The 22,131-nt window shown below is 64.3% G+C and carries 18 protein-coding genes; 11 read left to right on the plus strand and 7 right to left on the minus strand.

Annotation, left to right across the window (positions count from 1 at the left end):
* Positions 1–75 precede the first annotated feature (75 nt).
* Both AB4Z44_RS04945 and AB4Z44_RS04950 read left to right on the plus strand, forming a co-directional pair.
* Positions 76–996, plus strand: a complete 921-nt coding sequence (locus AB4Z44_RS04945) for an alpha/beta fold hydrolase (RefSeq protein WP_404712958.1) — start codon at positions 76–78, stop codon at positions 994–996.
* 93 nt (positions 997–1,089) lie between these two features.
* Positions 1,090–2,265 (plus strand): amidohydrolase family protein, encoded by a 1,176-nt coding sequence (locus AB4Z44_RS04950; RefSeq protein ID WP_404712959.1) that lies wholly within the window; start codon positions 1,090–1,092, stop codon positions 2,263–2,265.
* Positions 2,266–2,427: 162 nt separating this feature from the next.
* Here AB4Z44_RS04950 and AB4Z44_RS04955 read toward each other — a convergent pair whose 3' ends face one another.
* The 3 genes from AB4Z44_RS04955 to AB4Z44_RS04965 form a co-directional block, all read right to left on the minus strand.
* Positions 2,428–2,997 carry a MarR family transcriptional regulator gene (locus AB4Z44_RS04955; protein ID WP_404712960.1) on the minus strand — a complete coding sequence of 190 codons (570 nt, stop codon included), beginning with the start codon at positions 2,995–2,997 and terminating at the stop codon, positions 2,428–2,430.
* A 65-nt stretch (positions 2,998–3,062) separates the two neighbouring features.
* On the minus strand, positions 3,063–4,514 hold the full coding sequence (locus tag AB4Z44_RS04960; protein ID WP_404712961.1) for a carotenoid oxygenase family protein: 1,452 nt from the start codon (positions 4,512–4,514) through the stop codon (positions 3,063–3,065).
* 18 nt (positions 4,515–4,532) lie between these two features.
* Entirely contained in the window at positions 4,533–6,200 is a 1,668-nt protein-coding gene (locus AB4Z44_RS04965; RefSeq protein WP_404712962.1) for a GMC family oxidoreductase, read from the minus strand.
* A gap of 382 nt (positions 6,201–6,582) precedes the next feature.
* Here AB4Z44_RS04965 and AB4Z44_RS04970 point away from each other — a divergent pair, with 382 nt between their 5' ends.
* From AB4Z44_RS04970 to AB4Z44_RS04980, 3 genes are all read left to right on the plus strand, one after another.
* Positions 6,583–7,074, plus strand: a complete 492-nt coding sequence (locus AB4Z44_RS04970; RefSeq protein WP_404712963.1) for a methylated-DNA--[protein]-cysteine S-methyltransferase — start codon at positions 6,583–6,585, stop codon at positions 7,072–7,074.
* A 144-nt stretch (positions 7,075–7,218) separates the two neighbouring features.
* The gene (locus AB4Z44_RS04975; protein WP_404712964.1) at positions 7,219–8,025 is read left to right on the plus strand and encodes a hypothetical protein; all 807 of its coding nucleotides are present in this window, start codon (positions 7,219–7,221) and stop codon (positions 8,023–8,025) included.
* Entirely contained in the window at positions 8,022–8,786 is a 765-nt protein-coding gene (locus tag AB4Z44_RS04980; protein WP_404712965.1) for a M15 family metallopeptidase, read from the plus strand. Before AB4Z44_RS04975 ends, AB4Z44_RS04980 begins: the two co-directional genes overlap by 4 nt.
* A gap of 171 nt (positions 8,787–8,957) precedes the next feature.
* On the opposite strand, the gene AB4Z44_RS04985 is transcribed toward AB4Z44_RS04980, so the two are convergent.
* Positions 8,958–9,788, minus strand: a complete 831-nt coding sequence (locus AB4Z44_RS04985; protein WP_404712966.1) for an HAD family hydrolase — start codon at positions 9,786–9,788, stop codon at positions 8,958–8,960.
* An 80-nt stretch (positions 9,789–9,868) separates the two neighbouring features.
* A complete protein-coding gene (locus AB4Z44_RS04990) occupies positions 9,869–10,855 on the minus strand; it encodes a LacI family DNA-binding transcriptional regulator (protein ID WP_404712967.1) in 987 nt (328 codons plus the stop codon).
* A 214-nt stretch (positions 10,856–11,069) separates the two neighbouring features.
* On the opposite strand from AB4Z44_RS04990, the gene AB4Z44_RS04995 reads away from it, so the two are divergent.
* From AB4Z44_RS04995 to AB4Z44_RS05015, 5 genes are all read left to right on the plus strand, one after another.
* Positions 11,070–12,341, plus strand: a complete 1,272-nt coding sequence (locus AB4Z44_RS04995; RefSeq protein WP_404712968.1) for a NupC/NupG family nucleoside CNT transporter — start codon at positions 11,070–11,072, stop codon at positions 12,339–12,341.
* Between the two features lie 71 nt (positions 12,342–12,412).
* A complete protein-coding gene (locus AB4Z44_RS05000; RefSeq protein ID WP_404712969.1) occupies positions 12,413–13,000 on the plus strand; it encodes a hypothetical protein in 588 nt (195 codons plus the stop codon).
* A complete protein-coding gene (locus tag AB4Z44_RS05005) occupies positions 12,997–13,953 on the plus strand; it encodes a nucleoside hydrolase (protein WP_404712970.1) in 957 nt (318 codons plus the stop codon). The genes AB4Z44_RS05000 and AB4Z44_RS05005 overlap by 4 nt, the downstream gene beginning before the upstream one ends.
* Positions 13,950–15,029, plus strand: a complete 1,080-nt coding sequence (locus tag AB4Z44_RS05010; protein WP_404712971.1) for an esterase-like activity of phytase family protein — start codon at positions 13,950–13,952, stop codon at positions 15,027–15,029. Before AB4Z44_RS05005 ends, AB4Z44_RS05010 begins: the two co-directional genes overlap by 4 nt.
* A gap of 98 nt (positions 15,030–15,127) precedes the next feature.
* Positions 15,128–17,626: a TonB-dependent receptor gene (locus AB4Z44_RS05015; protein WP_404712972.1), complete on the plus strand. Its 2,499-nt coding sequence runs from the start codon at positions 15,128–15,130 to the stop codon at positions 17,624–17,626.
* Positions 17,627–17,757: 131 nt separating this feature from the next.
* Here AB4Z44_RS05015 and AB4Z44_RS05020 read toward each other — a convergent pair whose 3' ends face one another.
* Together AB4Z44_RS05020 and AB4Z44_RS05025 are read right to left on the minus strand one after the other, a co-directional pair.
* Positions 17,758–18,453, minus strand: coding sequence for a tetratricopeptide repeat protein (locus AB4Z44_RS05020; RefSeq protein WP_404712973.1), 696 nt, complete (start codon positions 18,451–18,453; stop codon positions 17,758–17,760).
* A gap of 258 nt (positions 18,454–18,711) precedes the next feature.
* Positions 18,712–21,072 carry a TonB-dependent receptor gene (locus AB4Z44_RS05025; protein ID WP_404712974.1) on the minus strand — a complete coding sequence of 787 codons (2,361 nt, stop codon included), beginning with the start codon at positions 21,070–21,072 and terminating at the stop codon, positions 18,712–18,714.
* 113 nt (positions 21,073–21,185) lie between these two features.
* Between AB4Z44_RS05025 and AB4Z44_RS05030 the strand changes: the two genes are divergently transcribed.
* A complete protein-coding gene (locus AB4Z44_RS05030; protein WP_404712975.1) occupies positions 21,186–22,061 on the plus strand; it encodes a carbohydrate kinase family protein in 876 nt (291 codons plus the stop codon).
* Positions 22,062–22,131: the final 70 nt, after the last annotated feature.

Consider the following 22,131-nt stretch of genomic DNA (forward strand, 5'->3'; position numbering starts at 1 on the left):
TCCAGCAACCCGTCACCCTAAACTTGTTTCAGGGTCCACCAGGCGTGCCGCACTGTCCTTGAGGATGCATGGTGGATGCTGAAACAAGTTCAGCATGACGGGGTGGGCAGTTTTCGCACAGCGCTGACCGACACCCTCGAAATCGCGTATCACGAACATGGTGATGCGGCAGGAGCGCCGTTGCTGATGCTGCACGGATTTCCCTATGATCCCAGCGCCTTCGACGCGATCGTGCCCATACTGGCGGAAGATGGCTTCCGCGTCATAATCCCTTATCTGCGCGGCTACGGGCCGACGCGGTTCCGTGATCCGCAAGCTTTTCGCGGCGGCGAGCAGGCGGCGATCGCCGACGATATCATCCAGCTGATGGGCGCGCTTCACATCGATCGCGCTTTGATCTTCGGCTTCGATTGGGGCGGACGCGCCGCCTGCATCATAGGCGCGCTCTGGCCCGATCGGGTGCAGGGGCTGGTGGTGGTCGGTGGCTACCTCATCCAGAATATCGCGCAGGCGACCACGCCCGCGCCGATGCCGGTCGAGCATATGATCTGGCACCAATATTTCCTGGCGAGCGAACGCGGCCGCAATGCGCTCATCGCCGATCGCAAGGCGGTGGCGCTCCATCTGCGCACGCAATGGTCGCCGAAATGGCCGCACCACGATGACGCGATCGAGCGAGCGGCGCCTGCCTTCGACAATCCCGATTTCGTCGATGTCGTCTGCAATTCCTATGCCCATCGCATCGGTGCGGCGGCGGGCGAACCGCGCTTTGCGGCGATGGAAGAAGCGCTCTCGGCCGGGCCCGACATCACCGTGCCGACGATCCTGCTGCGCGGCGGGGGCGGGGGGTTGGGCGGCAGCGCCTCGCCCAAATTCACCCGCCTGATCGATCAGCGCGTGGCCGAAGGCGCGGGGCACAATCCCGCGCAGGAAAGCCCTGCAATAACAGCGGCTGCGATCCGCGATCTGTGGCGGGCGACCATACCAGCCGCTTGACGTTTTCGCCAAATTCAATAGGGTGCTAATGTTTCTGGACGAGTTGGGAGAGGAGCCACGCTCGCCGCGGAAGTCTGTTTCGAAAGGCTGCTTGTGATAAATCTCGACCATCCTCTGATCTCCTGCGACGACCATCTCGATATCAACCAGCTTCCGGCCGATCTGTGGACGAGCCGCCTGCCCGAGCATCTTCGCGAAAAGGGCCCGCGGGTCGAGGAACGCGACGGCAAGCTCGAGTGGGTGTGCAACGGCAAGCGTTGGGGCAGCTGGTCCGGCGGCGACAAGGGCTCTGACGCGCCCAAGCCGATCTTCACCGCATTCGATCGCGCCGGCATCAAGGATCTGACCGCACGCCGCCCCGCCGATCCGGTGCTGCGCCTGGAGGACATGGACCGCGACGGCGTCTATTCGCATGTGATCTTCGGCCCCGTCACCTCGATCAACACCGAGGAAGACGATGAGCTGCGCGACGCCTGCTACCAGGTCTATAACGATTGGCTCGCCGATTTCTGCGCCAACGATCCCGATCGCCTGATCGGCGTGCCGATGCTGCCCGAATTCCCGGAAGCGGCGACGGCCGAACTCTACCGCATCGCCAAGAAGGGCGTGTTCAAGCAGGCCAATCTGCAGATCGCGGTCGCAAAGCCGCGCCTGCATGACGAGCGCTGGGAGCCGTTCTGGAATGCGCTGGAAGAGACTGGCATCATCCTGTCCTTCCACGTCGTCGTGTTCATGCCGCCGGCGGACGATCCCGCGCGCGGCAAGGTTCCGGGCGTGTACACGCACGCCAAGACCTTCATCTCGCAATTCATCGATCCCTTCATCGATCTGTTCGCCTGGGGCATTCTGGAGCGGCACCCGAAGATGAAGATCGTGATCGCCGAGAGCGGCGTGGGCTGGCTGCCCTGGCTGGTCGAGGAGCTCGATTACCGTCACTGGCGCCTGTGGGAAGCCAAGGAGTTCTGGAGCAAGCAGGGCCCGATCCCGCTCGTGATGAAGCCCTCTGAAATCTTCAAGCGGCAGGTCTACGCCACCTTCCAGCAGAGCCCGACGGCGCTGGCCTTGATCAACTTCTACGGCCCCGACAATCTGCTGTGGGCGTCGGATTATCCGCACCCCGACAGCATCTGGCCCAATTCGCGCAAGGTGATCGCCGAGCAGATGGCCGGCCTCGACGCCGAGACCATCCGCAAGCTCACCTTCGGCAATGCCGCCAAGCTGTACGGGCTGGAGCAGGTCGGCAACACGATCCGGATGGCCGCGGAGTAGGAACTCAAGCGATCGCTCTCCCAGAGAGGGCGATCGCTTTTCCTTCTTCGTCATGCTGAACTTGTTTCAGCATCCACCGGCCCACGAGCGTGGACAGTGCGGCATTCCCGGTGGACCCAGAAACGCGTTCAGAGTGACGCGTGAATGGGAGTGAGGACTAGCTCACTCGCCCAATATCGATGCGATCGGGCTGACACCCTTCCTGGCGCTCACGTCCGCCAGATTGCGCCGCAAATGTGCCAGCACGTTGAGGCAGGTGCGCAATTCCTCCTCGGACACGCCCTCCAGCACGGCATCGCGGATCTCGCTGACCTCGGCGTCGATCTGCTCGACCACGGGCTTGCCGCGCTCGGTGAGGTGGATCTCCTTCACCCGGCGATCGTCCGCGCTCTCGCGCCGTTCGATCAGATGCTGTCCTTCGAGGCTGTCGAGGATGCGCACCAAGGTCGGGCCGGAGATGTTCATCCGCTCGGCCAGCTCGGTCTGCTTGATGCCGGGCAGCAGGTGCGCCCACGACAATACGCGCCAGCGCGGCTGGGTCTGGTCGGCGGTCTTCAATCGCTCGTCGACGAGGTTGCGCCAGATCCGGCCGGTGCCGAGCAGCCACCAGTGCAGGCTCAGCCGCAATCCGTTGAGCGAATCCGGGTGGTAGGTTTGCGGGACGAACGGATCCGATGTCAGCGGATCGCCCTCGTACCGTACCTCTTCCAGCTTACCCGGCTTGCGCGCCATAATTCTCCAGCCCTGACTATAATGGGGTAGCTCTACGGCCGGCACGCGCCAAGCTATTCCTCCGGTCAGGCCGGAATATCCTCTTCGCGCACCCAGCTGCCATGCACCTGGTTGCGCTGGCGAAATGGCAACTGGATCCGGGCGATCGGGCCGCGCTCGGGATGTTCGGCATCCAGCAGATGCGCTTCCGACGACAGGGTCGGGTGGATATCGACCATGAACAGCAGATAGCCTTCGTGGCCCTCGGTGCGCGAAGCGATATGGATATGCTCCTGCAGGGTCGTGCCCGGTCCGGGCGAGTAGGAGCGGCGCTCGCCGGTCCTGGTGTTCAGCCGGTGCAGGGTGTTGAAGCCGACGCCCACCGGCCCCGCCACCTGCGGCGGTCCGTTCGCCGGATCGAAGCCCTGATAATAAGAGATTTCATAGGGCTTCATGTGGTCCCTGTCGGCCACACGCGGGAAGTCGCCAGGCGGGGCGAGCTGGGTTTCCCGCCAGGTATTGTCCTGGCCGGCCAGATCGAACGTCCAGCGCACCACGCCGCTGCGATTGCCGCCGAGCTTCGGCTCCAGCCCCGAATCGCGCTGCATGAAGGGGAAGGCGACCATTTCGGACAGGCCGAAGTCGATATTGACCGTATCGCCTTCGTCGAACGCGTTCATGAAATGGAAGCTGATCGCGGGTGCCCCGCGAAACCAGCGGATCTGATCGACCGTCCCGTCGCGCGGCATGATCCCGATCACGGTCTCCTCGTCGAAATTCCAGCGCCAGTGCGGTCCGCCCGCCTTCAGCACTTCGAGATCGGCGGTGACGGGAAAGAAGGGGAAGACGACATGGTTCTTGGTGACCGCGAAGTCGTGGACCATGCCGACATAAGGCGCCTCGAACCATTGCTCGGAGACGAGATTGCCCTCCGGATCGACCACCATGTAGGCGAAATCGCGCGTCGCAAGCCCGCCCGCCTCATAGCCGAACAGGTACATATAGCCGGTATCGTGATCGATCCGGACGTGCGCGGTGACGGTCTCGCTGCGCAGCTTGCCGCCGAAATCATATTCGCCGAGCGTTGCGAGCGTGTTCGGATCGAGCTGGTTGGGCCGCCCGTCCTCCTTGGTCGCAAGCAGCTTGCCCGCATGGAAGACCGGCGTGGTGTTGGACGCGCTTCGCCCGGGCAGGAGGCGCACGCTCTCGTCGTCGGTATAGGGATTGCGGTAGCGGCCGTGGAGCGAGCGCCGCACCGCGCGCTCGCGCTTGAGCCGTTCGGTCATGACGTAGCGGCTCTTGAAGTCGACATGGCCATCCGCGATCGTCAGCATGCTGATCATGCCGTCGCCCGAGAGGTAGGTGTCCTCATAATAAGAGGGCGGATATTGCGGGTCGGGGGTCGCGCGATACCAGCGGCCTTTGATCTCCTCGGGGATCGCGCCTTCCAGCACGACCAGATCATAGACGTCAGCCTCGATCCGCGAGGGCGCGTTGAAGCCCTGAAAGTCCATCGTGTCGGGAAATGGGGTGGTCATCGATCCTGCTCCGCCAAATTAGGCTATCGTATAGGGATATTCGGGCGTCACGACGGCGTTGGCCGCGTCTTCGGCCGGCGGCAGACGCTGGCCACGGATCAGGTCCGCCCCGCGCTCGCCGACCATGATGCTGGGCGCATTGGTGTTGCCGCCGGGGACGGTCGGCATGATCGAGGCATCGACGACGCGCAGGCCCTCGACCCCGTGCACGCGCAATTGCGGATCGACCACGCTCATGCTGCCATTGCCCATCGTGCATGTGCCGACCGAATGGTGCGTGGTGATCAGGATGTTGCGCAGATAGGCCTCGATCTCGGCATCGGTCTGGACGGAGGGGCCCGGCGACAGTTCGTGCGACATCAGATTTGCGAGCGGCGGGGTGTCATAAAGCTGGCGCACGATCTTCACCCCGCGCACGAGCGTGTCGGCATCCCTGCGCGTGCCCATGATGTTCAGCGTGATGCGCGGCTTGTCGGCGGGGTTGGCCGAGGCGAGTTCCATCCAGCCGCGGCTGTCGGGCTGGAGCAGGCAGACGACGGCCGACACGCGATGCTCCTGCCGCTTGCCGATGCCGGGAAACCACGGCTTGGCATCGACCCGCACCGGATTGAAGTAGATCTGCAGATCGGGCTGATCGAGCCCCGGAAGCGAGCGGATCTCGGCATGCGCGCTGTTCGATTGCGACGCGAGCAGGCCCTTGCCGAACAGGGCCCATTGGATCGTCGCAACCGCCAGCTTGTCGGCGCGAATCTCGTTGAGCAGGGTGACCGGGCCCTTGGTCTCGAACTCGACCCAATAGCCGGCATGTTCGGAGAGGTTGCGGCCCACGCCGGGCAGGTCGACGCGCGGCTCGATCCCCATGGACAGAAGATGATCGGCCGGGCCGATGCCCGACAGCATCATCAATTGCGGCGTGTTGTAGACTCCGCCCGACAGAACGACCTCGCGTTTGGCGCGCACCTGCTCGGTCTTGCCCTCGCGCTGATATTCGAGGCCGACGACGCGCTTGTCCTCGAACAGCAATTTGGTCGCATAGGCGTGGGTGACGATCGTCAGGTTGCGGCGGGCTGATTTGATCGGATCGAGATAGGCCTTCGACGCGCTCGATCGCCGCCCGCGCCGGGTCGTGGTCGTGTCGCCGGGACCGAAACCTTCGTGGACGCGGCCATGATGGTCGTCCGTCGTCGGGTAACCGAGCCTGCGCGCCGCCTCCATAACCGGCTCGTGCAGCAATTTCTTCGTGTTGATCTTGCTGACCTGCAGCGGGCCCGAGCCGCCATGATAGGGGCCTTCGCCGCGCCAGTTGGTTTCGGCACGCTTGAAGTAGGGCAGGACGTCGGCGAAGCTCCAGCCTTCGCAGCCCATCTGCCGCCACAGATCGTAATCGTGCGGATGCCCGCGCGAATAGAGCATCGCATTGATGGTCGAGGAACCGCCCAGCACCTTGCCGCGCGGAAGCATGATCCGGCGGCCGTTGAGGTGCGGTTCGGGCTCGCTCAGATAGGACCAGCTCGTATGCGGGTAGCGCCAGCTGTGGAAGCCCAGGGCGAGCCTGTAGAAGAACTGGTTGTCCGCGCCGCCCGCCTCGAGCAGCAGGACCGAGACGTTCGGATCCTCGGTCAGGCGGTTGGCGACGACGCACCCCGCCGAACCTGCGCCCACGATCACGTAATCATAAGTCGCCACGCCTGGCCTCTCGAACATTTGTTATCGTCTGCCACTGGCACGGGCAGCGATCGAGGTCGAGTGATTAATCAAGGAATTCGGCGCGGCCCGGCAAAGCGCTGCCGCTCGGGCAGGTGCTGCCGATGACGATGGGCGCCGATGCAACAAAAATGGGCCGGCGAGCGCATCCCACGCTCCAGCCGGCCCCGTCTCACCCGCTGGGAAACTGGAACGCTGCCGGATCGTCTGGGGGATCGTCCGGCAACGCCCAGCCGGTTTAGAAGAGCATGATAAGCCACGGAATTACGGGAAAATACGGACTGTGCGGCTTTGACAGCAAGCGTCGGGAAGCGGGCCAAGCCGTATTTTCCTATCTGCTCGGCACGGATGCGAGGAGATGATGATGACCTACGTTTTCAAGACGACGGAATCCCCGGTCGGCCGGCTCACGCTGGTTGCGAGCGACGCCGGGCTGACCGCGATCCTGTGGGAGAATGACGATCCGAAGCGGGTCCCGCTCGGCGCGCTGGTAAAGGACGATGCGCATCCGATCCTGATCGAGGCGGAGCGCCAGCTCGGCGATTATTTTGCCGGAACACGCCGGACGTTCGATCTGCCGCTCGATTTCCGTGGCACCGATTTTCAGAAGGATGTCTGGACGGCCTTGCTGGCGATCCCGTTCGGGGAGACGCGCTCCTATGCCGAGATTGCCCGTGCCGTCGGTCGGCCCACGGCCGTCCGCGCGGTCGGCGCCGCCAACGGGCGCAACCCCATTTCAATCGTCGCACCGTGTCATCGCGTGATCGGGTCGAACGGCGCGCTCACCGGTTTTGCCGGCGGCCTGAAAGCCAAGGAGCTCTTGCTCGGGCTCGAGGGACGGCAGGCGCCGGCATGACCGGCGCGACACCTGCGGCACCGCCGATGGAATGCACGTCAAGATGCGTTCGAGAAAATGATAGTTTTGTGCCGGGATGATCTTTCGTGCTATAGTCATGTGTGTCGATAGATGTGTGTTAGTTCAAAACCGTGGGGGCGGGTTATGGATCAACAAAGAATACCACCAAGAATGGACCTACCTGCGCTGGCCGCTTTTGCTGCAATCGTCGTTGGTGGGCTCGCAAATATCGGTTTCATCGGTATTTTCCAAAACCATCAAATGGCGGCATGGATCACCACGCTCATTGCCACCATTGTGCTGACGGCGTGCATCGGCAAGGCGATCAACCACCGCTGGGATGGGGTGATCATCAATGGCCGCAACATGCTGAGCCTGTCCAAGCTCCAGATGGTGGCGTGGACGATCTTGATCCTTTCGACGCTGATTACGGCTGCCGCGCACAACATTCATTCCGGCAATCCCGTGAATGCGCTCGATATCAAGATCGACGAACATTTGCTGATCGTGATGGGGATTTCCACCACCTCGCTGGTGGCGTCCCCTGCGGTGCTCAGCCTCAAGGGCGGGAACGATGGCCAGCCGGCCGTCGCGGTGAACGATGCGCCATCGGACGCGAGTTGGCTCGATATCTTCCGCAGCGATATGGCCGATACCGCGGATGCGCCCGACCTTTCGAAGATCCAGCAGTTTCTGGTCACCCTGGTAATATTGTCGGCTTATGCGGTGATGATCGGAAAGACCTTCGCGTCCTTTGCAGAATGTAGATCGCACGCCTGTCTGTTCTCGACGTTTCCGCCGCTCAGCGAACAGATCGTCTGGCTGATCGGCATCAGCCATGCGGGCTATATCGCCTATAAGGCGGCGCCCAAGCCTCCCGCCGCGAGTACCGTGCAGGCAGCCGCGGCCACGCAATCTGATTCCCAATCCGACGATGGAGCGGTTGGATGACCGATATCGCACTTCAGGTCCGTTCGCGGCTGCGGGTCCGGGACGGCGCGCCGAATTCCGCGGCGCCGATTGCGGCGCGGTTCGAGCCGGGCGAGGTCGTCACGGCCTTGCGCGAAGTGCCGGGCGAGGCGGTTGCGGGGAACGCCTCCTGGTATGAGCTCACCGGCAATCGCTTCGTCTGGTCCGGCGGGGTCACCCCCGCCGCGGCGGGGGTCGCGCCGGTCGATACGGCCACGCTGCCGGTGGCGACCTATCCGAATGGCCGGATCAAGGTCCTCGACGATGCGGGTATCCGCGCGGTGTTCGGCACCTTCGCCTACACCGAAGCCCCGCAACGCGGCGCGATCATCATCGACAAGGTGTGGGCCAGCAAGAACATCACGCAGATCGATGTCCCGACGCTGGCGCATACCGGCCATGGCAAACTCTGGGTCCATGTGTTGGCTGCGGCGCCCTTCAAACGCGTCTTCGCCGCCATCGAAACGGCGGGGCTGAGCGATCGCATGCTGACCTGCGGCGGGACCTTCGTGCCGCGCCACAAGACCTGGGATCCGAGGCGCGGCCTGAGCTCGCACAGTTGGGGCATCGCGATCGATCTCAACGTGGCCTGGAACGGTTATGGCGTGACGCCGCCGGCGCTGGGCAAGATCGGTTCGGTGCGTGAATTGATCCCCTTCTTTGCCGCCGAGGGGTTTGGCTGGGGCGGGGACTTCAGCGAGGCTGACGGGATGCATTTCGAACTGGCGCTGAAGCGGATCTGACCAGCGAGCGCCAATTTCGATCTGGATATGAACGGGCCGGCGGAGCGCGTGACTTCTCTTGGCCGGTCCGTCCACATTACAAATAATCGCCGCCGGAGCTTCCGGGGGTGGCAACCCCGACGACTTGCGGTCCCATTAGTCGTGCCGGTGGGGTAACGACACTACGGATTTTTACGGAACGCGCAATTCGGGCGCGGCTTCGGCGGACAGTTCCTCTTCTTCGGACAAGGGCGGCGGAGGAATCGGCGTCTCGGACATGATTTCGGCGTCATCGCCGGGCCGAGGCTCGGCCAAGTCATCGGCGCGCAAGGCCGCCTCGTGCCCGTCCGCGACGACCGGCGGTCCTCCCAACGGCGAACGATCGAAATGGGCGAGCAAGGCAGCGACATCGCGATAGACCGCGATCGCGCCGGCATCGCGCAGTTGCCGCTCGTCGAACGGGCCGGATGTCACGCCGATGGTGACGATGCCCGCCCGCAACGCCGCCGCGACATCGTAGATCGTATCGCCGATCACGATCGCGTCGTCAGCCGCCACGCTTACTTTCTCGAGCGCCACCGCGAAGATATCGGGCTCGGGCTTGGAGGTTTCGACATCGTCGATGCTGCTCGTCGCATCGATGATACCGTCGAGTTCGAGCAATTCGATATAATGATCGAGTTCTTCCTGTTTGGCCGACGATGCCAGGACGACCTTGCGCCCGCTGTGGTGGACATGCCGCACCAGCGCCGCAGCATCTGCGAATGGCCTGATCTGGTCGAGATAGATCGTCTTGAAATGGGCCCCCTGCGCGTCCGCGATCCGTTGCCGGACATCCTCGGATGCCGTCGGCAGCAAGGCCGGCACGAGCAGATCGCCGCCCTTGCCGATCTGCGCGCGGATGTCGTCGCGTTCCTGGGGATGCCCTTCATCGCGAAACGCAAAGGCCCAGGCGTTGACATGCTGTTCGTTGCTATCGACCAACGTACCGTCGATATCGAAAAGGACCGCTCGTATCGGCATGACGCACTCCCGGAGTCGGATCGCGTTGACGCTCCTGGAGTGATAAAGCGTGGCATCGACGGAAGTTGCCGCCGCCGGCCTCAGTGCGGCACCGGCCCCGTCGATCCACGGACCACCAGGGCGGTATCGAGGATGACCCGCCGGCGCAGATCGGCGCTCCCCTCGATCCGGCGGATGACCGCCTCGACCGCTTCGCTTGCCATATCCTCGATCGGCATCTCGATCGTGGTCAGGGTCGGCGTGCTCATTTGTGCCCAGGGGATATCGTCGAAGCCGACGACCGAGATGTCGCCCGGGATAACCGATCCCTGCGCCTGGAGGTGGCGCATGATGCCGAGCGCGATGATGTCGGCGCCGGCGAAGACCGCCGTGGCGCCGTTCTGATCGAGCGCGCGCGTGACGCTGCCGTCGAGATCGATCGAGAAGCTGTTCTCGACCATGAAGACCAGTTCGCCTTCGGCGCGGACGAGCGCGGCGGCGGCGTCGCAGCGATCGCGCATGCTGGCGATGTCGGTCGGCCCGCACACGATGCCGATGCGGCGGTGGCCGAGATCGAGCAGGTGGCGGATCGCGGCGCGGCCGCCATTGGCATAATCGGCCTGGACCGATTCCAGCCGCGGCAAAGTGCGATCGACGACGATCGTCGGGATATCGCTGGTTTCGGCCTCGGCGGTGTTGACGTCGCGGATCGGGAACCAGACCAGCCCGTCGACACCGCGCTCGGCGAGCACGCGCAACGCCTCGCGCTCCAGATCCTCGACGCCTTCGGTGTCGGTGACGAACACGCTGTAGCCGTGTGCGCGGGCGCGCTGGACCACCGATTGCGCGAGATGCGGGAAGAAGGGATTGGTGAGATCGGGCAGGACGAGACCGATCGTGCCCGTGCGCCCGGTCCGCGTCGCGCGCGCGCTCATATTCTGGCGGTAACCCAGCTCTTCGGCGACGCGCAGGATATGCTGGCGCAATTCCTCGCCGAGCGATCCGGTGCGGTTGACCGCGTAGGACGCGCTGGCGAGCGAAACGCCCGCGGTTTTCGCCACCTCCTTCAACGTGATCCGACGCGCCACGGTCTCTCCTGTTCTGGTTTTCTTGCTATCGCGTCCATGACCCCTTGGCCACCCCACTGGCTTTGAAACGTTTCAGGCTGCCTGGATCCGCCAGTGTTTTTCGTTTGCCGCGATAAATTTGCAATCGGATTGCGGGTCGGGGCAGGGAGAGGGGCGATTTGCCGGCGCGTCATAGCCGGTTGATCTCATGAAACGTTTCATATAGGTCAAATTCATGACAAGCGCAGCCATCGGGGAAGTCGCCAGAGCGCTGGTCGGGGTGATGGCGTTCATCGGTCTCGCCTGGGCTTTGTCGGAGGATCGCCGGTCCTTCGCGCCGCGAACGGTCGCGTTCGGCCTGCTCGGTCAGATCGTCATCGCGATCGTCCTGACCCGGCTCCCTGCGATCGCCGCGGGCTTCGGCGCGTTGGCACGTGGAGTCGATGCGCTGCAGGCGTCGGCGGGCGCGGGGGCGACCTTCGTGTTCGGCTATCTTGGCGGCGGGGCGCAGCCATTCGTGATGGCGCCCGGCAACCCATCCACCTTCATCTTCGGTTTGCAGGTGCTGCCGGCGGTATTGCTGGTGAGCGCCATCGCGGCGGTGCTGTGGCATTGGGGCATCCTGCGCTGGATCGTGCGCGGCGCGGCCTGGGCCTTCGGGCGTGCCTTCGGGGTGAGCGGGCCGGTCGGCGTCTCGACCTCGGCCTGCATCTTTCTCGGCATGGTCGAGGCGCCGTTGCTGGTGCGGCCGTTGCTGCCCTTGCTCAGCCGGGGCGAGATCTTCATCATCATGGTCGATGGGCTTTCGGTGATCGCGGGATCGACGATGATCCTGCTCGGCGCGATGCTCGGTTCGCATCTGCCCGATGCCTTCACCCATTTGCTGACCGCATCGCTGATCAGCACGCCGATGGCGATCGTGATGGCACGGATCATCGTGCCGAGCCCGATCGTGCGCGGCGGGGCAAGCATCCCGCTTGCAAGCCCCTATCGATCGAGCCTCGATGCGATGACGCATGGCACGATCAACGCGGTCAAGGTTGCCGCTTACGTGGTGGCGATGCTGATCGTGTTCGTCGGCACGATCGCGCTGGTCGACAAGATCCTCGCGGCGCTGCCGATAGCGAACCACAGCCTGTCGCTCGGTGGCATCTTCGGCTGGCTGTTCGCGCCCTTCGCCTGGCTGATGGGGGTGACGTCAGGGGATTATGTGGCGGTCGGCAGCCTGCTCGGCACCAAGGTCGCGGCCAACGAGGTCGTCGCCTATGGGCGGCTGGTGGCGCTGCCGCCCGGAACGCTCAGCGCCAAATCGGAGCTGATCGCGACCTACGCTTTGTGCAGCTTCGGCAATCTCGGCAGCGTCGCGATCCTTATCGGCACGCTCGCGGCGATGGCGCCTGAAAAGGCCGAAGAGGTCGTCCAGCTCGGCCCCAAGGCGATCGCCGCCGCTTTCCTCACCACCTGCATGACTGGCACCATCATCGGTCTGCTCGACACCTTGTTCTGACGGAGTTTCCCATCGTTCCTCCCAGCTTCATCGCTTTCACCGGCGTCGACGATCCCGCTTTGGCTGGCGGCTTGCGGGCCCTCTCCGCGCGTTACCCGATCGAGTGGGGCATCCTCATCGACGACGATCGTGCAGGCGACCCGCTCTTTCCGTCGCCTGATCAGCGTGCCGCGTTGTTGGCCCAGCCCGGATTGCGCTGGGCGGCGCATGTCTGCGGGGGCGAGGCGAGGGCGATCGCCAACGATCCTGCCGCCGCGCAAGTGGATCTGACCGGCTTCCAGCGGTTGCAGGTCAATCACAGCTTTGCCGGCAGTAGCGCCGCACAGATCGGGAATGTGGTCCGGTTCGGTCGATCGCGCGGCATCCGGACCCTGCTGCAATGTGCAGGCACCTTTCCCGACGATGCCCGGCTCGACTGGCTGTTCGACACCTCGTTCGGCACGGGCGCCACGCCATCGCATTGGCCCGCGGTCGGCACTTTGGCCTTCGGCGGCTTTTCGGGCGGGATCGGGCCCGCCAATGCGCGCGATGTCGTGGCGGCGATCGCGGCGCCCGAGAGCGCGCAATATTGGATCGACATGGAATCGGGCGTGCGCACCGGCGGACGCTTCGACCTTGCCAAATGCGAAGCGGTCTGCCGCGCGGTCTACGGCGCATGACCGAGCATCGCCTGATCCTCGATACCGATCCGGGCATAGACGACGCGATGACCTTCGCGTTCCTGCGCGGGCGGGAGGATGTCACGATCCGGGCGATCACGACGGTCTATGGCAATGTCGATGTCGGCATCGCGACCCGCAATGCCTTGTTCCTGGCCGACCGGTTCGGCATCGACGCGCCGGTCCATGCCGGTGCTGCCGGGCCGCTGGCGACGCCGCGGAGGCCGGCGCCCGCGCACGTCCACGGCCTCGATGGCTTCGGCGACACGCGTGTTGCGGACCGGTTTGCCGCGGAGGCGGCCGAAGGAAATGCTGCCGAAGCGATCGTGCGGCTGGTGCGGGCCGAACCGGGCGCGATCAGCATCCTCGCGATCGGTCCGCTCACCAATCTCGCTCTGGCACTCGCGCTCGATCCGGGCATAGCCGGGCTGGTGCGCGAGGTCGTGATCATGGGCGGATCGCTCGGCTATGGCGAGCGCCGCGGCAACGTGACGCCGGTGGCGGAGGCGAACGTCGCCAACGATCCGGTCGCGGCGGATCGCGTGCTCGGCGCGGCATGGCCGGTGACGATGGTCGGGCTGGACGTGACGGCGCGCTGCATCCTGCCGGCGGTTCTGTCGGCGCGGCTGGCGGGCGAGGGGGCGATCGGGCGCTTCCTGTACGATATCAGCCGGGATTATGAGCAGCTTTATCGAACCCATGACGGGATCGACGGCTGCTGCATCCACGATGTCGCCGCCGCTGTCCGCCTGGTGGCTCCCGATCTGTTCGAGACGGTCTCCGGCCCGATCCGCGCGGTGACGAGCGGGATCGCCGCCGGCCAGACGATCCTGAAGCCCATCGACCAATCGTTCCCGCCGGGCGCCTGGGACGGCCTGCCGGTGCAGCGTGCGGCGATCCACGTCGATGTCGACCGGCTGCTCGCGCTCTACGAGGCCGCGATCGCGCGATGATGCTGGTCGCGGCCCTTTGGCTTGCGCCGCAGCTGATCGGCATGACCAGCTTGCCGCGCGAGGGGCCTGGGGGGCTGCCGGTCGGCGGGCTTTCGGGGGTGGACCGCGATAAGCGGACCGGGGACTATTACCTGATCAGCGACGATCGCTCCGAACATGGCCCGGCGCGGCTGTGGCGGGCAGCGATCGACTATGACGTTGGTCGCGCGCCGGCTGCGCGGCTGATCGAACCGATCCCGCTGCGGACCCGCACGGGCGGCCATTTTCCGCCACCCGGCACCGGCGCCGAGGCGTCCGATGGCGAGGCGATCCGCGTCGCGCCCGACGGGCAGGGGCTGGTCTGGTCGAGCGAGGGCGATCGCAAGGATGGCTTCGGACCGGCGGTACGGCTGGCAGCGCGCGACGGACGCTGGCTGCGCGATGTGCCGCTGCCGCCGATGTTCCGCTATGACCCGGGCGAGAAGGGCGGACCGCGCCTCAACCTCTCGATCGAGGGGCTGAGCTTCGACGGGCGGCACCTCTGGATCGGGCTCGAGGCGCCGCTGTTCCAGGACGGCCCGCTCGCCGCGTCCGCAACGGGGGCCGATGTGCGGCTGTCGCGGATCGATCCGAAAAGTGGCCGGCTGGAACGCCAATATGCCTATCCGGTCGAGCCGATCGGACCAGTGCCGGCCGGCCGGCTGGCCGACAATGGCGTCAGCGAGATCCTCGCCATCGACGCGCGGCATATCCTGGTGGTCGAACGATCGGGTATCCAGCAGCCCGACGGCGACTTCCGCTACCATGCACGGCTGTGGTGCGCGTCGACCGATGGCGCGAGCCAGGTTGGAACGCGGCGATCGCTGCAAGACCGGGCCTACACGCCGCTGCGCAAACGTCTCGTCTTCGATTTTTCGCGCTCGCCCGATCGGATCGACAGCGTCGAGGGAATGAGCTGGGGCAAAATCCTGTCCAATGGGCATGCGAGCCTGGTTTTCGTGACCGATAACGATTTCTCCCCGCAGCGCGAGAACCAGTTGATTTTCCTCGATATCGGCGCCCGCCGCGCGCGTGCCGCTGCCGCGCTCTGCACCTGATCCTCGGCGCTATTGCAATTCACTCGCAAAAGATTCGTTGACAGCGTTGCGAGTCATTATCATTGCGACCCCTAAGCAATATCACTTAGGGGTCATCAGTGTTGGTCACCGAGAAGAATGCGGCGAGCGCCAAGCCCGCCTTCCTGGCACTTGCCTGCGTCGGCGCGATGTTCTGCCCGTCCCAGGCAATGGCCGCGGATGCCAATGGCGCCGCCGCCGATGCTGCTGGTGCGGCTGCGGCAGCGGATGAGTCGGGCCCGACCAGCCAGATCGTCGTTGTCGGTCATTATGCCACGCCGGATGTCGCCTCCTCCAAGGCGACCGCGCCCCTTCTCAACACGCCGCAAACGATCACCATCATCGATCATGCCACGTTGCAGCAGCAGAATCTGCTGTCGCTGAAGGATGCGCTGTCCACGCTGCCGGGCATCACCTTCGGCGCGGGCGAAGGCGGCGGCGGTTTCGGGGATTCGATCAACCTGCGCGGCTACAGTGCCAATACCGACATCACGATCGATGGCGTGCGTGACAGCGCGCAGTATAGCCGCAGCGATACGTTCGATATCGACCAGATCGAAGTCTATAATGGCGCGAATTCGGTGTTCAACGGATCGGGCTCGGTCGGCGGCACGATCAACCTCGTCCAGAAACAGCCGACGTCGCGCAGCAAGACCTTGCTTACCGGCGGCATCGGCACCGACAATTATTACCGCGCGACGCTGGATTCGAACGTGCGGGTCAACGATCTGATCGCGGTTCGGCTGAACGCGATGATCCACCGCAACGACGTGCCCAGCCGCGACGTCGAATATGCGCACCGCTGGGGCGTCGCGCCCTCGATCACCTTCGGGATCGATTCACCGACCAGCATGACGGTGATGTACGTCTACCAGCATGACAACAATATCCCGCAATATGGCGTGCCTTATTACCCGGCCCTCGGCGGCAAGCCGGCGGGCGTCCCCTACGGCGGCTATTACGGCTACGGGAATATCGATCGCCAACGATCGGACCTCAACCAGGCGACCGCGATCTTCAACCATGATTTCTCGGATCATCTCTCGATCCGCAACCTGACGCGCTATGAGAATATCCGGCAGCGTACGATCGTCGATCCGCCGCAAGGCGGAGTCTATGCGCTGAATAACCAGTGCGTCGCGGGCTCCAGCATCACCAGTGCGCTGGCCGCCAACAATTATGCCTGCCCGTTCGTGCAGGGCACGAATACCATCTATGTCCCGCAAGGCTATTATCTGGCGGGCGGCCCGCGCGGCAATCTGCGCAACACGCGCAACCAACTGGGCTACGACCAGATCGATCTGCGCGCCGAGTTCAAGACCGGCATCCTCGAGCATAATGTCGTGTTCGGGGGCGCCGCGACCTGGGAGCATTATGATCTCGACACCGGCCGCGTCGAATTGAACGCGGACGGCAGCAATCCCTATGCCAATACCGGACTGCCGCTCTTCTACATCGGCGATCCCTCGTCGGTCGTGGCTGGGCCGGCCACCGACGGCCATGGCCATGCACTGGCCTATGGCAGCAACACCTATAGCGGCCCGTACAATTATATACGCTCGGGCCTGTCCTATGGCGAACACACCGATTACGCGACCTATCTGTTCGACACGACCAAGATCGGCCAATATTTCGAAGTGAATTTCGGCCTGCGCTGGGAGCATAGCGAGGGCACGTTCCGATCCGACACGGTCGCGACGACCGGCGCGACGCTCGGCCAGATCACGGTCGGCACGCCGCAGAAGAATTCGAACAATCTCTTCTCCTATCGCGGCGGGCTCGTCTTCAAGCCGACACCGGCGACCAGCCTGTATGCCTCCTACGGCAATTCGCGCACGCCCTCGATCACGAGCGTGAACGGCGGGTGCACCTCGGGTTCGGGCGCGACCCTGGTCAATTTCTGCAGCGTGAAGCCGGAGGGTGCGGAAACCTACGAGGTCGGCGCCAAGGCCGACCTTTTCCGCCACCATCTCCAGCTGACCGCCGCCTTGTTCCGCAACATCCGCAGCAACTTCAAGGTCGCGTCGAACGATCCGACCCTGCCATCGCAGCAGGTGCCCGACGGGCGCGCCAGGGTCGACGGCATCGCACTCGGCGCCAGCGGCAGCATCACGCCCAACTGGACGATCTTCGCCAACTACAATTACCTGAAGAGCAAGGTGGAGCGCGGCGTTTCCCAATATTGCGTCGCCAACCCCACCACCACCGCCTGTGCCTCTGCCATTGCGGGGGCGCCCGAAGCCGGCGGCCCGCTCCAGCAGACGCCGACCAATTCGGGCAGCCTGTTCACCACCTACACCTTCCCGTTCAAGCTGCAGCTGGGTTACGGCGCGACCTATCAGGGCTCGTTCAAGCTCGCGACCACGCCGGCGTCCAAGATCAACGGCGCCTACCCGTCGTCGGACGCCTACTGGACGCATCGCTTCTATCTGGCCTACCCGATCATGCGGAAGCTGCTGCTGCAGGTGAACGTCCAGAACTTCACCAACAGCCACTATTATACGAGCATCCGCAACAATGGCTGGGCCGTGCCGGGGGCAGGGCGCTCGGTGACCGGCAGTCTGCAGTACGAGTTCTAGGAGATCTTCATTCGTCATGCTGAACGTGTTTCAGCATCCACCAGGCAACTTGCACCGACAGTGCGGCACGCCTGGTGGACCCTGAAACGAGTTCAGGGTGACGGATGGAGGAGGTGAGCGGTCGCTTCCCCCTAAAGTTGTGAAGCGATCCTGCGCAGTATTTCATGCGCTGACCCGGCAAAATAGCCCCGCATCACCTCCCGGAACGCCTCGCTGCACGTCTCATTTGCCCGCATCAGCCACATGCGCGCCTCCTCGACCCGCCCGGCATCCGCCAGCATGCGTGCATGATTGAACTGCCCGCGGAAATCCCCGCCCTCCGCCGCCAGGCGATAGCATTCCGCCGCCTGCCGCATGTCGCGCGGCACGAGCCGGCCTTCCTCATGATAATCGCCGACGAAATTGATCGACTTGGCGTGGCCGATCGCGGCGGCTTTCCGGAACCAGCCCAAGGCGGCAACCTCGTCCTTCGCCACCCCCGCACCGAGGCCGAGCGCGCTGCCGTAATTGTACATGCCCCAGTCGAGCCCCGCTTCGGCCGCCGCGCGGTACCAGGCGGCGGCAACGGTGCGATCCTCGGCCACGCCCCAGCCTTTCTCGTAGCAGCGGCCGACCATGTTGGCCGCCATCGCATGCCCTGCTTTCGCCGCTGCGCCGAACCAGCGCACCGCCGCCTCCGGATCGCGCCGCACGCCGCGCCCGTCCAGCAGGATCTGGCCATAAGCGGCTTGCGCCTCGGCCAGGCCGGATCGCGCGCCGGCAGCTATCAAAGCCGCTGCCGCCTCGGGGGATTGCGCGAGTTTCGTCCGCATATCGTCAGCGGACATTGTGGCGGGATCATTACTCAAATCGCAGCCCATCGAATAGATTATCGCGAATCATTATCGATAAGTCGGCACGATGGCCAGCGGATGGTCGTGGGGATTCCATTGTGGAGCGCAGACGCTCGCGTCCTCCACACGTCACGCTGAACTTGTTTCAGGGTCCACCGTGTGTGCCGCACTATCGGTGCAAGTTGCCTGGTGGATGCTGAAACAAGTTCAGCATGACGAAGAAGGTAAACGCAACCGCTCGGCCAGCGAACATCAGAACTTGATCTGGAACGACCCCGTCACGGTGCGCGGCGCGCCGACGAAATAGCGGCCGAGCGAGCGCCCGGGCAGGCCGGTTTCGGCTGCCGTCGCGGTCGCGCTGGAAACCGAGCCGATATAGCCCCTGTCGAACAGATTATCGACGTTGATCTGCACGAAAGCGGATTTGAGCGGCAGCCAGCCGACCCGGTAGCGCGCCGACAGCCCCACCAACGTATAGCCCGGAATGCGCTCGATCCCGATTTCCTGGAACGTGGTGGGGGCGACGATGTCGGCGCCGACGCGGCTGCTGATATAGCGGACATTGGCCTGGAAACGCAGGTCGGCGGTCGGTTTCAGCGTCACCTCGCCATAGGCGCTGTGCTTCGGAATATCGCGCACGCCGGTGCCGGGGATGATCGCGACCGAGTCCAGGTTGAGCCGGTCGCGCGAACCGATCGCGGCATCGTCATATTTCGCCTCCTGATACGAATAGGTCGCGTACAGATCGATCCAGCGGAAGCTTGCCATGCCGGTCAGTTCGACGCCGGTGGTCCGCTGCCCCTTGATCGAGGCGGCGCGGGTGGCGACGTTGCCGCGCTGGATGTCGATCGGATCGGTGACGGTCGGATCGTTGGGGACGATGCCCACGCCATTCTTGAGATGGACGTGGAAGGCCTGCAGCGACAGCGCATAAGGACCCTTGGTGTAGCGTATGCCGCCATCGAAATTTTCGGAGGTGAGCGGCTTGAGGTCGCCCGGCTGGATCACCGCGGTCGATCCCAGGAACGCATCCTCGGAGATGCCCGAGAAGTTGCGCGCATAGCCGCCGAACAGCTCGACATGGTCGATCGGCTTGTAGCTGATCGACACTTTCGGCTGGACCGGCGAATGCTGCGCGAAGCTCAGATGCGCCGAATATTCGAGCGGGGACTTTGCGGTGTAGTGGATGCGATACCAGGTCAGGCCCGCGTCGATGCGCAATTTGTCGGGGATGATCGCGATCGAATCCTGTGCATAGGCTTCGAACGTCGTGATCGAGGTCTGCCGCAGATACTGAACGTAGGAAGGCTTGCCCACCTGCCACTCGATCGAGGTGGTCGAGGGGATGATCGCGTAGAAATCGCGCTCCTCATGACTGGTGCCGCCTTCGTACCAGATGCCGGCGCGCAGCGTGTTGCGCGGGATCAGGTCGGCGATCTTCAACTCGGCGGTCGTGCCGTAGCGCTCGCGATCGCGCGGAGTGACGCGCATGTCGGCAGGGCCGCCATAGAGATTGTTGCCGGCGGTGATCGTGGTCAAAGCCGGCCGGATCGCGCCGCCATTGGCGGCATAACCGATGACGGCATAGGGATCGCCGCCGGTCAGCTGGCGATGGCGGTTCTGGTAGCTCAGCGAATAGCCGTCGAGCGTCTGGTAATATGGATTGGCGGTCAGGGTCACGTGATCGCCCAGGACCAGCCCGCCATTCACGTAAGCGAGGAAATCCTTGCGCTTGCCGCCAAACGTGCCGCCGTAGAGCAGATCGGTGTTGGGAATGCCGGTCAGCGTATCGTTGAGCCCGTCGCCATGCTCGTTGGCGCGGAACTGGGGCAGGGTGACGATGTTGAAATCATTGTCGAACTGCCGGTTGTAGACGACCCGTGCCTTCAGGAAGGAGCCGCTGTCGAACTGCTTGGCGAGCTTCCATTCGGCATGACTGCGCGAATCGTGGCGCCCGTTCGGACCGGCCCAGATGTCGTTCCGCTGGTGCGAGAAGCTGGCATAGGAGGTGAGCCCATGTTCGAGCTCGCCGGTATCGATACGGACATATTCGCGCAGGAAATCGTCCGAGCCGGCACCGCCCTCGACCGTCACGCCGAATTTCTTGGCGGGATCGTCGCTGCGGAAATCGATGAAGCCACCCAGCGCGAAGCGTGACGGCGCGCCGATATCGCCCGCGCTCTGCGAGACGAGGATCGTCCCGATATTGCTCGGCTCGATGAAGCGTTGCGGGGGTGAGCCGCCGTTGAAGCGCGCATCGCCGGTGGGGATGCCGTCGAGCGTGAAGCCGATCTGCTCCTTGTTGAGCCCGCGCAGGAAGATCTCGAACGAGAAGGAGCCGCCGCGCAAATCCCCGCTCGAAACCTTCACCCCGGGCACCTTGGCGAGGCTTTGGGTGATGTCGGCGCCGAGCGGGCGATCCTGGATATCGCTGCGATCGAGCTCGAACGTCGCGCGGCCCTTGCCGGCGCCGAGTCTTGCCGCCGTCACGGTGATTTCACCATCGGCTGTAATAGTCTGATCGGGCGCGGCCTGGGCGGTGGCGGCCGTCGGCCAGGCGAGGCTCAGGACGGTCCCACCGAGCAGCGCCGGAAGGGTTGCGCGTCGAATCATGTTGGTCCCCTGCGTTGGCAACCCGACGGGTTGAAACGTTTCACTAAAATGTTCATACAAGATTTGCTGCGGTGCGCAAGAGAGGCTGACGCGATGCAAGGACGGAATTCTCGATGAGCCGGGTGGCGATCCTCGGTACCGCGACCGCGGATCAGGTCTTCCGCCTCAGCGCCGCGTTCGAACAGGAAGGTACGATCGCCGTCCGCCGCGTTACGCAAGCGCGGGCCGGCGGCGCGCCGGTCTATACGGGTGCGGCGCTCACCCAACGAGGCCATGAGGCGTCGCCGGTCTTCGATCTGGGGGACGATGCCGATGGCTCGATGATCCTGAATGCGTGCCGGCGCGCCGGGATGCCGATCGATGCGATCGCGATCCAGCCGGACGGCAGCACATCCTCCTGCCTGCTCGTCTATGCCGCCGACGGGCGCGATTTCTGCCTTTTCGATCCGGGCCGGCTCGCCAGTGCGCCGCTGACCGACGCTCAGGCAAGCGCTGTCGAGCGCGCCGAGATGGTCGTCATTGCCGCGACCGACGCGTCACGCGTCGAACATATTCTCGATCGCTTGCGTCCCGATCAGCGCCTGGTGTGGATCTTCAAGCATGATCCGAACTGCTTCCCGGATCGGCTGTGCCGGCAGCTGATGCAACGCGCCGATATCGTCTTCCACAATCGAGCCGAAGCGGCGCTGGTCGAAGGCTGGCTGTCTCTCGCCGGGCCGGACATGCTCCGCATTCGCACATCGGGTGGCGATGGCGTGCGGATAGCTTATGGCGCGCTCACGATCGACGTGCCGACACGATCGCTGAGGCTGGCCGACCCGACCGGCGCCGGTGACAGCTTCGCGGGCTATATGCTGGCGGCCTTGCTGGATGGTGCCGATCGGGTCGATGCCGCGCACAAGGCGCTGAGCGCGACCGCTGCCTTTCTGATCGACGATAACCGCTGCGCCGATCCGGCAGGCCGGGGCGAGCGGGAGCAGAATGCGTGAACCCCGCAACCGGCCGTTGACTATGTCCTGTTTGTCCTTGCCGGGCGGGGACGGGGCCTCGTATCATCGT

This window comes from Sphingomonas sp. MMS24-J13 (genome assembly GCF_044905095.1).
In the GTDB taxonomy this organism is placed as follows: Bacteria; Pseudomonadota; Alphaproteobacteria; order Sphingomonadales; family Sphingomonadaceae; genus Sphingomonas_I.

What these genes read in the sequence shown, in the direction of transcription:
- AB4Z44_RS04955 (WP_404712960.1), bottom strand. Translation starts at nt 2,997, where the DNA reads ATGGCGCGCAAGCCGGGTAAGCTGGAAGAGGTACGGTACGAGGGCGAT.
- AB4Z44_RS05010 (WP_404712971.1), top strand. Translation starts at nt 13,950, where the DNA reads ATGATGCTGGTCGCGGCCCTTTGGCTTGCGCCGCAGCTGATCGGCATG.
- AB4Z44_RS05020 (WP_404712973.1), bottom strand. Translation starts at nt 18,453, where the DNA reads ATGTCCGCTGACGATATGCGGACGAAACTCGCGCAATCCCCCGAGGCG.
- AB4Z44_RS05005 (WP_404712970.1), top strand. Translation starts at nt 12,997, where the DNA reads ATGACCGAGCATCGCCTGATCCTCGATACCGATCCGGGCATAGACGAC.
- AB4Z44_RS05025 (WP_404712974.1), bottom strand. Translation starts at nt 21,072, where the DNA reads ATGATTCGACGCGCAACCCTTCCGGCGCTGCTCGGTGGGACCGTCCTG.
- AB4Z44_RS04960 (WP_404712961.1), bottom strand. Translation starts at nt 4,514, where the DNA reads ATGACCACCCCATTTCCCGACACGATGGACTTTCAGGGCTTCAACGCG.
- AB4Z44_RS04945 (WP_404712958.1), top strand. Translation starts at nt 76, where the DNA reads ATGCTGAAACAAGTTCAGCATGACGGGGTGGGCAGTTTTCGCACAGCG.
- AB4Z44_RS05030 (WP_404712975.1), top strand. Translation starts at nt 21,186, where the DNA reads ATGAGCCGGGTGGCGATCCTCGGTACCGCGACCGCGGATCAGGTCTTC.
- AB4Z44_RS04975 (WP_404712964.1), top strand. Translation starts at nt 7,219, where the DNA reads ATGGATCAACAAAGAATACCACCAAGAATGGACCTACCTGCGCTGGCC.
- AB4Z44_RS04970 (WP_404712963.1), top strand. Translation starts at nt 6,583, where the DNA reads ATGACCTACGTTTTCAAGACGACGGAATCCCCGGTCGGCCGGCTCACG.
- AB4Z44_RS04985 (WP_404712966.1), bottom strand. Translation starts at nt 9,788, where the DNA reads ATGCCGATACGAGCGGTCCTTTTCGATATCGACGGTACGTTGGTCGAT.
- AB4Z44_RS04980 (WP_404712965.1), top strand. Translation starts at nt 8,022, where the DNA reads ATGACCGATATCGCACTTCAGGTCCGTTCGCGGCTGCGGGTCCGGGAC.
- AB4Z44_RS04995 (WP_404712968.1), top strand. Translation starts at nt 11,070, where the DNA reads ATGACAAGCGCAGCCATCGGGGAAGTCGCCAGAGCGCTGGTCGGGGTG.